Annotated in this window: 12 protein-coding genes and 2 pseudogenes; 8 read left to right on the plus strand and 6 right to left on the minus strand. The window is 41.2% G+C overall.

The genetic code is table 11. From position 1 onward, the window contains the following. Nucleotides 1–45: 45 nt before the first annotated feature. The 3 genes and pseudogenes from ftsE (at nucleotide 46) to rpoH (ending at nucleotide 2,808) form a co-directional block, all read left to right on the plus strand. Complete coding sequence (ftsE, locus tag P20439_RS09415; RefSeq protein ID WP_008466397.1) at nucleotides 46–723, plus strand: cell division ATP-binding protein FtsE; 678 nt, start codon at nucleotides 46–48, stop codon at nucleotides 721–723. Further along, nucleotides 720–1,705: pseudogene (gene ftsX / locus P20439_RS09420) on the plus strand (permease-like cell division protein FtsX). The gene ftsE and the pseudogene ftsX overlap by 4 nt, the downstream one beginning before the upstream one ends. Before the next feature lie 239 nt (nucleotides 1,706–1,944). Beyond that, the gene (rpoH, locus tag P20439_RS09425; protein ID WP_008114893.1) at nucleotides 1,945–2,808 is read left to right on the plus strand and encodes an RNA polymerase sigma factor RpoH; all 864 of its coding nucleotides are present in this window, start codon (nucleotides 1,945–1,947) and stop codon (nucleotides 2,806–2,808) included. Between the two features lie 301 nt (nucleotides 2,809–3,109). On the opposite strand, the gene P20439_RS09430 is transcribed toward rpoH, so the two are convergent. The 5 genes and pseudogenes from P20439_RS09430 to P20439_RS18500 all read right to left on the minus strand — a co-directional run bounded on the left by P20439_RS09430 (nucleotide 3,110) and on the right by P20439_RS18500 (nucleotide 8,305). Next, nucleotides 3,110–3,868: a divergent polysaccharide deacetylase family protein gene (locus tag P20439_RS09430; RefSeq protein WP_008466400.1), complete on the minus strand. Its 759-nt coding sequence runs from the start codon at nucleotides 3,866–3,868 to the stop codon at nucleotides 3,110–3,112. A gap of 67 nt (nucleotides 3,869–3,935) precedes the next feature. Then, complete coding sequence (locus P20439_RS09435; RefSeq protein WP_008466402.1) at nucleotides 3,936–5,141, minus strand: S41 family peptidase; 1,206 nt, start codon at nucleotides 5,139–5,141, stop codon at nucleotides 3,936–3,938. 91 nt (nucleotides 5,142–5,232) lie between these two features. Beyond that, the gene (locus P20439_RS09440; protein WP_008466404.1) at nucleotides 5,233–6,372 is read right to left on the minus strand and encodes a murein hydrolase activator EnvC; all 1,140 of its coding nucleotides are present in this window, start codon (nucleotides 6,370–6,372) and stop codon (nucleotides 5,233–5,235) included. Nucleotides 6,373–6,375: 3 nt separating this feature from the next. Further along, a pseudogene (gene gpmM, locus P20439_RS09445) lies at nucleotides 6,376–7,919 on the minus strand (2,3-bisphosphoglycerate-independent phosphoglycerate mutase). A 188-nt stretch (nucleotides 7,920–8,107) separates the two neighbouring features. Next, complete coding sequence (locus P20439_RS18500; RefSeq protein WP_131691717.1) at nucleotides 8,108–8,305, minus strand: hypothetical protein; 198 nt, start codon at nucleotides 8,303–8,305, stop codon at nucleotides 8,108–8,110. Between the two features lie 323 nt (nucleotides 8,306–8,628). Here P20439_RS18500 and P20439_RS09455 point away from each other — a divergent pair, with 323 nt between their 5' ends. The 4 genes from P20439_RS09455 to gpsA are packed head-to-tail and all read left to right on the plus strand — an operon-like array spanning nucleotide 8,629 to nucleotide 10,889. After that, a complete protein-coding gene (locus P20439_RS09455) occupies nucleotides 8,629–9,060 on the plus strand; it encodes a rhodanese-like domain-containing protein (RefSeq protein ID WP_008114901.1) in 432 nt (143 codons plus the stop codon). 33 nt (nucleotides 9,061–9,093) lie between these two features. Then, nucleotides 9,094–9,351, plus strand: a complete 258-nt coding sequence (grxC, locus tag P20439_RS09460) for a glutaredoxin 3 (protein WP_008114903.1) — start codon at nucleotides 9,094–9,096, stop codon at nucleotides 9,349–9,351. Between the two features lie 38 nt (nucleotides 9,352–9,389). Next, nucleotides 9,390–9,878 carry a protein-export chaperone SecB gene (gene secB, locus P20439_RS09465; protein ID WP_008114905.1) on the plus strand — a complete coding sequence of 163 codons (489 nt, stop codon included), beginning with the start codon at nucleotides 9,390–9,392 and terminating at the stop codon, nucleotides 9,876–9,878. A gap of 3 nt (nucleotides 9,879–9,881) precedes the next feature. Next, nucleotides 9,882–10,889: an NAD(P)H-dependent glycerol-3-phosphate dehydrogenase gene (gene gpsA, locus P20439_RS09470; protein WP_008114906.1), complete on the plus strand. Its 1,008-nt coding sequence runs from the start codon at nucleotides 9,882–9,884 to the stop codon at nucleotides 10,887–10,889. 56 nt (nucleotides 10,890–10,945) lie between these two features. Here gpsA and trmL read toward each other — a convergent pair whose 3' ends face one another. Next, complete coding sequence (gene trmL / locus P20439_RS09475) at nucleotides 10,946–11,410, minus strand: tRNA (uridine(34)/cytosine(34)/5-carboxymethylaminomethyluridine(34)-2'-O)-methyltransferase TrmL (RefSeq protein ID WP_008466410.1); 465 nt, start codon at nucleotides 11,408–11,410, stop codon at nucleotides 10,946–10,948. 156 nt (nucleotides 11,411–11,566) lie between these two features. Between trmL and P20439_RS09480 the strand changes: the two genes are divergently transcribed. Then, entirely contained in the window at nucleotides 11,567–12,397 is an 831-nt protein-coding gene (locus tag P20439_RS09480) for a cation diffusion facilitator family transporter (protein ID WP_083834484.1), read from the plus strand. Nucleotides 12,398–12,399: the final 2 nt, after the last annotated feature.

A 12,399-nucleotide genomic window follows, 5' to 3' on the forward strand; every position in this document is an offset into this window, starting at 1 on the left:
TTATTTTTAAGCCTAAGGCTCACAATAAATTGGCAATAATAAAAAATGATAAATTTTCAGCAAGTAAGTAAAACCTATGCCGGTGGGCACCGCGCGCTTGAAAAAGTGAACTTTCATATAAAGCCTGGTGAATTGGCCTTTTTAACGGGCCACAGTGGTGCCGGTAAAAGTACACTGTTAAAGCTTATTAGCTTGATGGAACGCCCTTCTGCGGGCAATGTGTTTATCAATGGCGTGGATTTAAATAAATTAAATTCGCGTCAAATTCCTTATGCACGTCGCGATATTGGTATTATTTTTCAAAATCATCGGTTATTAGAGCGATATACGGTATTTGATAACGTTGCTTTGCCCTTAATTATTGAAGGGACTCACCACAAGCAGGTTGCCAAACGTGTACATGGCGCGCTCGATAAAGTGGGCTTGTTAGATAAAGTTCGCTGTCACCCCTCAACACTTTCTGGCGGTGAGCAACAACGAGTAGGGATTGCACGAGCCATCGTCAATTCTCCACCTATACTGCTAGCCGATGAACCTACCGGTAACTTAGACCCTGAATTGTCAATGGAAATATTACGCCTGTTTGAAGACTTTAATAAACATGGCACCACGGTTTTAATTGCCACCCATGATTTAGGCTTGGTGTCGCGAATGAAGTACCGTAGCTTAACGCTTCATGATGGGCGCATGAGCCAAGATCCATTGGCTGAGGGGATATTATGAGTTTACTATTTAAAAGCCGTCAAAATAGTAATGATAAACAAAAAAATCAGTATTCTCTGGTGGTTACTTTTTCATTATTAATATTTTTCGCCAAGGTGTGTACAGCCTTGGAGAAATGTGGCGCACGCCATTGGCTTCAATGATGACCATTGCAGTACTCGGTTTGAGTTTAACCTTGCCCGCTACACTATATTTAGTGGTTAAAAATGTGCAGCAAGTGAGTAGTGGTTTTGAGCAAGCCAGCGAAATATCCTTGTTTGTAAAAGAAAATATGAGCGAGCAAGAAACACAAACTTTAGTTAAACGTTTAGCGCTATATCCAGAAATACAAAGTGTGACTTTTATTTCTCGCACTGAGGCTTTGGATGAGTTCAAAGAAATGTCTGGGTTTGGTCAGGCTTTAGAATATTTAGATAGCAACCCATTACCGAATGTGGTTTTAGTTACACCAACACAGCGACATAGCCAACCTAATGCGGCTAAGCTATTGCTTAAAAAACTCGAAGCCGAGCGCGAAGTTGACTTTGGTAAGCTTGATATTGCTTGGCTTGAGCGCCTAAATGCATTACTAAGTTTGTTAAAAGAGAGTGTAATCACTATTGCGCTACTATTACTTACCTCAGTGACGCTTATTATAGGCAACACAATTCGTTTATCTATTATGGATAAAAAAGAAGAAATACAGGTAATGAAGCTAGTGGGGGCAACCAATACCTTTATACACGCTCCATTTTTATGGACCGGCATTTGGTATGGCGTGATTGGCGGATTGTTTGCTTTTATTTGCGTGGCATTAATGATGTGGTGGCTATCGGCTGCGGTAAGTAGTGTGGCAGGGGTATATCAAACTAGCTTTACATTAATAGGGCTTAGCCTTAATGAATTTGGCGCTTTGGTATTATTGGCCACTAGCTTGGGCTTTATTGGTTCTTATTTATCGGTTAACCGTTATATCTCAGAAATAGAACCCGATAAGATTTAGCGCCCACATAAACTTAAAACTGTCATGTTTTAAGTTTAAAATTATAAAAAAGCCAAAGTAAAAAGGTTAATCTTTGCTTTGGCTAAATCAATTCATAGGTTATTCAGTCGCCTAGCGTAGACTGGCTTAACACTAAAAAAACCACTTGATTTATGATTCAAAAAAGTTTTAAATTCAAGTTAGCACTCTTACTAAAAGAGTGCTAAGATGGTTTCAAATGTTTATCACCGAGGTGAAAAATGAGTAAAGATTTATACGCAATGGCACTTACAGTTGGGCAACAAAGCGCAAGTATGGATGGCTACCTTCAAGCTGTTAGTACTATTCCTATGCTTAAAGTTGAGCAAGAGCAGGAACTTGCAAAAAGACTTCAGGAAGAAGGCGATCTTAGTGCTGCAAAGCAACTCATTATGTCGCACTTGCGCTTTGTAGCGCACATAGCTAAAAGCTACTCGGGTTACGGGTTACCACAAGCTGATTTGATTCAAGAAGGTAACATCGGGCTAATGAAAGCAGTAAAACGTTTTGACCCATCAGTGGGTGTACGTTTGGTTTCATTTGCGGTTCATTGGATCAAAGCTGAAATCCATGAATTTGTGCTTAAAAACTGGCGTATCGTTAAAGTAGCGACGACCAAAGCACAGCGTAAATTGTTTTTTAATTTACGTAAAAATAAAAAGCGTTTAGGTTGGTTTAACCAAGCTGAAGTAAGCACAGTAGCGAGTGAGCTAGGTGTGAGTGAAAAAGAAGTGCGTGAAATGGAGTCGCGTATGAGCGGCCAAGACATGGGCTTTGATTTAACTGGCGACGATAACGATGACGCGCCAACCAGCACTTACTCACCGGTGCAATACTTAACCGATGGTTCTGCTGATTTAGCTGACGACATTGAACAACAGCAATGGCAAGAACAGTCGCATACGCGTTTATTTAGCGCCTTGAAAACACTCGATGAGCGTTCTCAAGATATCGTTAGTGCTCGTTGGCTGTCAGACGATAAAGCAACACTGCAAGAGCTGGCTGAAAAGTATAGCGTATCAGCAGAGCGTGTTCGCCAGCTGGAAAAAACAGCAATGAAAAAATTACAAAGCGCGATGAGTTAATCGTACTTAAAAAACTGACAAAGCCCTGCATGAAAATGTGGGGCTTTTTTATTGTGTGGTTCTACAAGCGCAGCAGCGTAAATACGCTAACCTGTATTTATTGAAATAAGTAACTAATAATATTTATTTCTGTTTCTACTAAGGGGCTCATACTTTAAATACTAAAGTCTATGGTCTGGCTTCTATGTCTTGAACAACATACTGCGGGCAATCTAAAGTAGACCGTTTTCCATTTAAGTATCACAGTAAAAAATTCTTTTCTTATCTCGGAGTACATTTAACTTTTTTATTAAAGCGTGAGTTATCGAGCATTAATCCCTTTACCATGAGCTTGTGCTAGTTGAATATACTTTTTCTCTACCAGTTGTGATACTGGCACCAATTCAAATCCTTGCTCGGTTAATTGCGGCAAAGCGTGGCGTAAAAAATCGATGGTTTCGGGGTAGGGATGCGCTATTGCAATGGCAAACTGATACTTAGTTGCTTTTGATTTTAGTTCTTCTAGCCTAAATTGTAGCTGCTCAGGGGTCGTTATATTATCTAAAAATACATGCCGACCAATATTCTCTACCCCTAAAAAGTTAGCTGCATTCTGTGCTTGGCTTAAGTCGGTTGTTCGGCTATCAAGAAAATACAACTGACGCTTTTTAAGTACTTCCATGGTCCATTTCATTGCTTGGGTTTGCTGAGTGAGCGCAGAGCCCATATGGTTATTAACCCCTTTAACTTGTGGCAAACTAGCCAGCGCATTACCGAGTGTTTGTTGAAGTTGGGCTTTGTCCATATTTAAAGTGAGCGCCCCAGGGCCCAGCTTTTTACCATTTAAAGCTTGCATAGGAACATGCAACAGGAGCTCTTTATTTGACTGACTAGCAAGGGTTGCAAATATTTGAGAATAGGGGGTGTGGGGCAATATTGAATAGGACAACTGCCCAGGTAAACTCAGGAATTCTAAATCACGTTGATGATAACCTATGTCATCGATCACTATGGCTATTTGTTTGGCTTTAACAGCACTCGATGTTGCAAATAAGGCTAAAAAAAGCCCTGCTAACACCATTAAATTTATAGTTTTCACGTTTTATAATTTTTATTATCTTTGTCGTGTTTAAAATAATTTACCGAATTTAGTGCATATTGAGTAGCTGCTTTGCCTTGGTTAACTGGATGTCGGCTAAATCTTCAGTGCTAAAAACGGTGTTTTGTTCTAATTGTTCATTTTTTATTATAACGGCTTTATTTGTTTGTGGAAGCGTTGTTTGATTAATCGCCACATTCGGGGTCACGCCAATACCTTCAATCGATTCACCTGATGGCGTAAAGTAGCGTGCGGTAGTTAGTTTTAAGGCGGTATCACCATCGCCTAATGGAATGAGTGATTGTACCGACCCTTTGCCAAATGACTGACTCCCCACTATTTTTGCACGCATATTTTCTTTTAGTGCTGCAGCCAGTATTTCTGCTGCAGAGGCTGAGTTTTCGTTAATCAGTACAACAATAGGTGCGCCTTTTAAAATATCGCCGCGTTTAGCGTAAAACGACTGATTAGAATCATAAAAACGTCCTTTGGTTGTTACTATTAGACCATCTTGTAAAAAGAGATCTGCCACAGCAACCGCGCTTTTTAAAGTCCCGCCAGGGTTGTCTCGTAAATCAATAATCAGGCCTTTTAATGCGTGGCCGTAATGGTTTTGCATAGCGGCTATTTGTAAGGCAACTTCATGCAAGGTGTGGTTTGAAAAGGTATTTATAGCAATATAACCGCTACCCGCATCAAGTAGTTGCTTAGTTACACTGGCCAGTTTTATTTGTTTTCTGCTGAGGTTAAATATGAGCGGTTTTAGATTGTTATTTCGGATAATACTTAGTTGTACTTTATTGTTGGGGCTGTCTTTAATTTGCTGCGCGACTATATCAATAGGACTATTTTTAATCTGCTGATTATTAACTGCTGTAATAATATCGCCAGCTCGCAGGCCGACTTGTTTAGCAGGCGAATTATTAATTACTTTAACAATCGTGGTGCGCTGCTCAATATTTTTGACCTCAATGCCTAAGCCAGTATAGCGACCATTGGTATTATCAAATAACGCATTTAGCTCATTTTTATCTAAATATTTAGAGTAGGGATCGAGTTTAGAGTATAAGCGTTCAAATTGAGAGGTGTTGTATTCAATGTATTCACTGTTATGCAGTGCTAAATCATCAACGTAGTAGGTATGAATATTAAACAGTATTTCATTTATTTTTTGGCTTTCTAAATCTTTGACCGAACTGGCATGAGCATTATTTATAAAGCCAAAAAGTGCCAATAAAAAAATACCTGCAAACAAAACCAAGATATTGATTTTTTTGTGATACTTTTTTTTGGCAAATGTGTGTGTTTATCATAACTGCCTCTACTAGGATGCAGTTATTTTAAGATTAAATACGTCTGCACCATTTTATGGGATTAACAGCACGCCCTTTGTGGCGTATTTCAAAGTATAGACCAGAATCGGCTTGTCCACCGCTTTGCCCAACTAAAGCAACGCTTTCACCCTCTCTGACCATATCACCCACATCTTTGAGTAAGGTTTGTGCATGCCCGTATAAGCTCATAAAGCCTTCACCGTGGTCCACAACAATCACCCAGCCGTAACCTTTTAACCAATCTGCAAATACCACCTGACCGTTATGAATGCTATTTACTGAAGTGCCCTCTGCAGCAGAAATTAACACGCCTTTCCAGTTAATTCCGCCGTGCTTACGTTGGCCAAACTTGTGCGTTAGTTTGCCTTTACTCGGCCAGCTTAATCTTCCTTTATTTTTATTTAGGCCCAATAGCTCAATTTTTGTGGTTTTTTCTTCTTCAAGTTCTTTAATAGTTGCGATCAGCGTTTGTTCGTTTTCTTCTAAATAGCTAATGGAATTTTTGGTTTTATTTAACTGCTTTTTTAGGTTTTGTAAGCTTGCTTGGCGCTCATTTTTAGCCCCAAGAAGTGCTGCTTGTCGTCTTTTTTGCTCCTCAAATAAAGCAACGAGCCTCTCTTTTGTTTTCGCAAGCTCAGCTTGATTTTTTGCAATCTCAACTTGCAGTGCTTTAAGATCATCAAGTTGCTTTATACGAGCTTTATTCAGGTAGTTATAGTAGCTAAGTGTGCGTTCAAATTTGGCGGTATCTTCTTGGTTAAGTAGCATTTTTGAATAGTCATCGCTACCTGCCATATAAGCACTTTTTAACTGTGCTGCTAAAATACGTTGAAATTGGGCCTGTTGTTTTTCAAGCTTTGCCGCGCGTTGTTGTTGCTCTGCTTGCTGTTGTTGTGTTTTTTTAACGGATTGCTCAGCCATATTAAGTGCTTTAGCGTTTTTCGCTATAGCGAGCTCATGTGTTTTTAGTTTTTGCTGCTGTTTAGCTATTTCTTTTTGCTGTTGTTGAAACTCAGCTTGGCTTTGCTCTAAAGCAACTTGTACTTGGGATAGGTCTTTTTTGGTACGATCTTCATTAGCCACGGCAACGGCAGTGGCTAATGAGTTTAGTACACATATACACGCAATGATGCGGCATGCGCTTTTATTCATAAATTATTTCAACACCATAATTGGCGAACCTGTCATTTCTGCAGGTTGTTCCAAACCCATTAAATGCAGCATAGTAGGTGCAACATCGCTCAAGGCTTTACCGGTATGCGCTTGTGCGTCACGACCTACATAAATAAAGGGTACTGGCTCGCTAGTATGTGCTGTGTGCGCTTGGCCTGTTTTAAGGTTTGCCATTTGCTCTGCATTACCATGATCAGCAGTTATTAGTGCTTCTCCACCATATTCTTTAAGGGCATCAACTACACGACCAATGCAGCTATCTACTGCTTCACAGGCTTTAACTGCCGCTTCAAATACACCTGAGTGGCCGACCATATCGCCATTAGGGTAGTTACAAATAATGGCATCATACTTTCCACTTTTTATTGCTGCAACGAGTTTATCGGTAAGCATTTTTGAGTTCATTTCTGGCTGTAAATCATACGTTGCTACTTGAGGAGATGGGATCAGCTCGCGAGTTTCGCCGTCAAACTCATTTTCGCGTCCGCCACTAAAGAAAAGGTAACGTGGGCATATTTTTCAGTTTCAGATATACGTAGCTGAGTTTTACCTTGTTTTTCAAACCATTCGCCAAGTACGTTATTAAGTGGTGTCGGGCCAAAAGCCACTGGCGCATCAATATCGGCGGCATATTCGGTCATCATCACAAAGGCACTAAGCTCAGGCGATTTTTTCTTATTAAAACCGTCAAAACCAGGTTCGACAAAGGCGCGAGTGATTTCACGTGCACGGTCTGCTCTAAAGTTGGCAAATATAATGGTATCACCATCATTTACTTGCACAGGGCTACAGCCTTTAGGAGTAATTGTGCTGGCTGCTACAAATTCGTCATTTTCATCGCGCTCGTAGGCAGCATTGAGTGCGCTTAAGCCATTTTCATAATCAAAGTCGCCTTCACTTAGGGTGATTAAATTATACGCTTTTTCAACACGGTTCCAGCGGTTGTCTCTGTCCATGGCATAATAGCGACCAACTAATGAGGCTAAACGGCCACATTTAAGTTCGCTAAATAAAGCTTCAATTCGCTCAATAGATGCTTTGGCACTTCGTGGTGGTGTATCTCTGCCATCTAAAAAGGCATGAAAGTACACCTCTTTAGCGCCGCGTTTTGCAGCCAGTTGTATACTGGCAACAATATGGTCTTCGTGGCTATGCACGCCACCAGGGCTTAGCAGTCCCATAATATGAACGGCTTTGTTGGCATGAACAGCTTTATCAATGTTTTCAACCAGTGCGGGGGTTGAGTCAAATTCGCCATCATCAATGGCTTTTGTGATGCGGGTAAAGTCTTGATAAACAATACGACCGGCACCTAAGTTAACATGACCAACCTCAGAATTACCCATTTGACCATCAGGAAGACCCACATCTAAACCCGATGCTGAAATTAATGTATGAGGACGCGTTGCCCAAAGCTCATCTAACACAGGGGTATTAGCAGCTAAAATGGCATTGCTTTGCTCATCTTCTCTGTATCCCCAGCCATCTAAAATCATTAATACCAGTGGTTTTTTATGTTCTGTCATAGTCACTCCTATTAGGGTCTGTTGACCTTTGCGGATTAAAATTTGTTCAAACTAGGGGCGGTTTAATCGCGGCGCGAGGTTTGTAACCTAGTGGGCTAAGTCAAAACCGAGCAACAAAGAGTAAATCGCCCCTAGGCAGAACCCTTCGGGCAGCACCTGTTTGGCATTGATGCTGCGTTATCGCCTATTTATGGGGAATAACCACACCACATAGGCTCTGCCTTGCCTAAATACCAAACAGGCTGCTGCAAATTTAACCTTGAAAGATCAACAGACCCTAGCGTTGCTAAAATACACGCTAACATTAATGCCAACATGCCAAGCCTAAGCATACCGTGTTTTATAGCTAGGATCAGCAATGAAAAGAAGATATTAAAAATTTTCAATGAGCTTCCTCTCTCAATTGAATATTTTAAAGGGTTAGGTTATTTTTCAGTTAAAAAGAGCAGGGCATTGTGGCTTTCAAGCGTGCTTAAACTCGCATTTTTAGCTGATTTGGGTATACTTGCGCGGCTAATCCCTATTTTATTCAAGTATTGAATAGGCTTGTGGGGTAAGTTAAGCCTCTGTGTAGGTAAAATTCAGAGTAGCCTAACAGTACTCTAAATTGATTTACTGATGAGTGACTGCTCATTATGTAAGTACAATAAATATGAATTAAATATCTAAAACACCCTGTTTTAGCATGTAACTTTATAGTGGAAGTCGAATGGATCAATATATTGAATTTGTCTCAAATCATCCAATTCTAAGCCTAGCTTGGGTTGCGATTGCGTTTCTTATTGTTAGTGGCGCAATAAAAAGTAAATTTTCAGCAATTCGTCAGATCAATCCTCAGCAGTTAACGTTACTTATTAACCGCGAAGACGGTCAGGTTGTTGATATGCGTGGGCAAAAAGAGTTTAAAACCGGCCATATTGCCGGTGCTGTGCATTTAAACCCTGAAAAAGCCAAAGAATCTGATTTTTCAACCCTTGAAAAGTACAAGAGCAAACCCATTATAGTGGTATGTGCTGCAGGTATGACTGCCTCAGGCGTTGCAACAGCAATGCATAAAGCAGGATTTGAACAGGTTTCTGTTTTGTCTGGCGGTATGGGTGCGTGGCAATCAGCAAGCTTGCCAACAACAACCGGTCGCTAATACGCCTTAGCTAAACCGATTAAGGATTATATTATGAGTAACGTTGTTTTATACACCAAAGGATATTGTCCTTTTTGTCATCGCGCATTAGCGTTGTTAGACAGCAAAAGTGTAAAATACACAAATATTGATATTGGCGTACAGCCAGAGCTTCGCGATGAAATGATCGCCAAAGCCGGTGGCGCAAGCACGGTTCCACAAATTTTTATTAACGATGAACACATCGGTGGCTGTGACGATATGATGGCACTAGAAGCACAAGGTAACCTTGATGCTAAGCTGAGTGCTTAATTTAATTAATTATAATAAATAACAGGTTAGGAATAACAATGAACGAACAAAATCAAAACGCAGCAGCAGAAGCTGATGCAGGCGCACAGTTTACTATTCAACGTATTTACACTAAAGATGTGTCGTTTGAAACGCCAAATTCACCCGCTATTTTTCAAAAAGAGTGGGCTCCAGAAGTAAAATTAGATTTAGATACACGCTCTAATAAGCTTGATGAAGGTGTTTACGAAGTTGTTTTAGCGTTAACTGTGACGGCATCTATCGGTGAAGAAACTGCGTTTTTATGTGAAATTCAACAAGCAGGTATTTTTACTATTGCTGATGTTGAAGAAATGCAATTAGCACATATGCTAGGTGCATTCTGCCCTAACGTGTTATTCCCGTATGCACGTGAAGCGGTATCGAACTTAGTAAACCGTGGTACGTTCCCACAGCTTAACCTTGCACCGGTTAACTTTGATGCATTATTTGCACAATACATGCAGCAACGCACAGCGCAAGCTGAGCAGGCTTCAGCAGACGCATAATTTATGAATACAGCAACATCAGCTGTTACTGTTTTAGGGGCGGGGTCTTATGGCACCGCCCTTGCTATTTGTTTAGCCCGAAATGGTCACAATGTGACTTTATGGGGGCGCAATAGCCAAGACGTTGCGACGCTTGCAGCTGAGCGAAAAAATCAACGTTACTTACCTGACATTCCTTTTCCTGACACCTTAACCCTTGAAGCCGATTTGCAGCAAGCAACAGCAGCTAGCGATATTGTACTGGTTGTTGTGCCAAGCCACGCATTTGCCGACACGCTAAAGCAAATTAAACCGGCTTTGCGGCCAAATGCAAAAATAGCCTGGGCTACTAAAGGGCTTGAGCCAGATACTGGGCGCTTATTGCAAGAAGTGGCAGTGCAAGAGCTCGGTGAAGAAGTACCATTAGCGGTGCTTTCTGGGCCAACCTTTGCAAAAGAAATGGCGATGGGTTCACCGACTGCTATTTCGGTGTCATCAACTTCATCAGCATTTGCGAAACAAATTGCCGATCTACTCCATTGCGGCCGCTCGTTTCGGGTGTACAACAATGACGACTTTATTGGCATACAGCTTGGTGGTGCGGTTAAAAACGTAATTGCTATTGGTGCAGGGATTTCTGATGGTGTCGGCTTTGGTGCAAATGCACGTACCGCGCTTATTACCCGTGGTTTAGCAGAGTTATCGCGTTTGGGTTGTGCCCTGGGTGCAAAACCAGAAACCTTTATGGGTATGGCTGGTTTAGGCGATTTAATTTTAACCTGTACCGATAACCAATCGCGCAACCGCCGTTTTGGTTTAGCGTTAGGTAAAGGTGAAAGTGTTGATGATGCGATTGCATCAATTGGCCAAGTCGTTGAAGGCTTTAGAAACACCAAAGAAGTGTATTTACTCGCGCAGCGTGCGGGTGTTGAAATGCCAATCACTGAGCAAATATACAAAGTACTTTATGAAAATAAAGACATGAAAGCAGCTGCTATGGCCTTATTAGGTCGTGAACAGAAATCAGAATAAAACGAACTGCTAGGTTTTAGGTAACAGGTATTTTTGTTTACCTAAAACCTAAAACCTTACTGGGCGTTTGGAAAACCAAGCTGGCGCCAAGACTCATACACAAACACAGCTACCGCATTAGATAGATTCATACTACGGCTGTCGGCTTGCATAGGAATACGTACTCGTTGCTCGTTTGGTAATGCTTGGATCATGTCATCAGGTAGGCCTCGGGTCTCAGGGCCGAATACTAAGCAGTCACCCGCTTCATATTGTGCTTGATGGTGAAACTGACTGCCTTTAGTGGTGCACGCATACACTTTTTTAGGCTGACACTTTTCTAAGTAAGCTTCAAATGAAGCATGGCGTTGCACATGGCTAAATTCATGATAATCAAGGCCAGCGCGTTTTACACGTTTGTCATCCCATTCAAACCCTAACGGTTCAATTAAATGCAGTGAATAGCCTGTATTGGCACATAAACGAATGATATTCCCGGTGTTAGGCGGAATTTCAGGTTGGTATAAAACAATATCCAGCACAATAAGCCCTATAAAATCTTTAATTTGACGGGGTCAGTATACACGAACAATGAATAAAAAATGATATACTGAAAACATTAAATACAGCTTACAACGGAAAGATACGTGCATAATCGCAGTTATGAATTTTGGGTCAAGGCCTCCAGCATAGTGACCATGATTATGGTGAGCCTAATGATTGCGACCAAAGCATGGGCGTGGCTTGCGTCGGGTTCGGCGTCAATGCTTGGCTCATTAACCGACTCATTAATGGATATAACAGCAACACTAATGAGCTTTTTGGTTTTATCGTATGCACTGCGTCCTGCGGATGACGACCACCGATTTGGCCACGGTAAAGCCGAGGCACTTGCAGGGCTTGGGCAGGCCGCTTTTATTGCAGGCTCAGGTTGTTTATTGGCGTTTCACGGTATTGAGCGTCTCATTAACCCCGTAGAGCTGACACATTCATTATTAGGTGTGTGGGTCAGTATTTTTGCTATAGCGTGTACTTTAGTCATTGTATTTGTGCAAAATAAAGTAGTGAAGCATACAGAATCAATCGCCATCAAGGCTGATTCTGTTCACTATAAAGGCGATTTAATTTTAAACGCGGCGGTACTAATTGCTATTTTACTTGCTTATTATGGGGTGCTGTATGCTGATCCTTTGTTTGCCATTGGTGTAGCGGGTTACTTACTTTATAACAGCTGGGATATAGCGACTGAGAGTGCCTCACACTTAATGGATAAAGAGCTGCCAGATGAAGAAAAGCAAAGTATTTTTGAAATAGCGCATGCCCATATTGATGTTTATGGGGTACACGGAATTCGTACTCGACAAGGCGGTAAAGTTAAGTTTATCCAACTGCATTTAGAGCTTGATGATCATTTACCGCTTATTCGTGCCCATAAGGTAGCCGACGAAGTTGAGCTGATGATCATTCAGCAATTTGAATCGGAAGTGGATATATTGATTCACCTAGATCCATTATCGCTTGGTCGTTAACC

Source organism: Pseudoalteromonas sp. BSi20439 (assembly GCF_000241165.1).
Classification (GTDB): Bacteria; Pseudomonadota; Gammaproteobacteria; order Enterobacterales; family Alteromonadaceae; genus Pseudoalteromonas.

Excerpts from the sequence above, each read along its gene's own strand:
- ftsE (WP_008466397.1), top strand. The coding sequence starts at position 46 with ATGATAAATTTTCAGCAAGTAAGTAAAACCTATGCCGGTGGGCACCGC.
- rpoH (WP_008114893.1), top strand. The coding sequence starts at position 1,945 with ATGAGTAAAGATTTATACGCAATGGCACTTACAGTTGGGCAACAAAGC.
- P20439_RS09430 (WP_008466400.1), bottom strand. The coding sequence starts at position 3,868 with ATGGTGTTAGCAGGGCTTTTTTTAGCCTTATTTGCAACATCGAGTGCT.
- P20439_RS09440 (WP_008466404.1), bottom strand. The coding sequence starts at position 6,372 with ATGAATAAAAGCGCATGCCGCATCATTGCGTGTATATGTGTACTAAAC.
- P20439_RS09455 (WP_008114901.1), top strand. The coding sequence starts at position 8,629 with ATGGATCAATATATTGAATTTGTCTCAAATCATCCAATTCTAAGCCTA.
- grxC (WP_008114903.1), top strand. The coding sequence starts at position 9,094 with ATGAGTAACGTTGTTTTATACACCAAAGGATATTGTCCTTTTTGTCAT.
- secB (WP_008114905.1), top strand. The coding sequence starts at position 9,390 with ATGAACGAACAAAATCAAAACGCAGCAGCAGAAGCTGATGCAGGCGCA.
- gpsA (WP_008114906.1), top strand. The coding sequence starts at position 9,882 with ATGAATACAGCAACATCAGCTGTTACTGTTTTAGGGGCGGGGTCTTAT.
- P20439_RS09480 (WP_083834484.1), top strand. The coding sequence starts at position 11,567 with ATGATTATGGTGAGCCTAATGATTGCGACCAAAGCATGGGCGTGGCTT.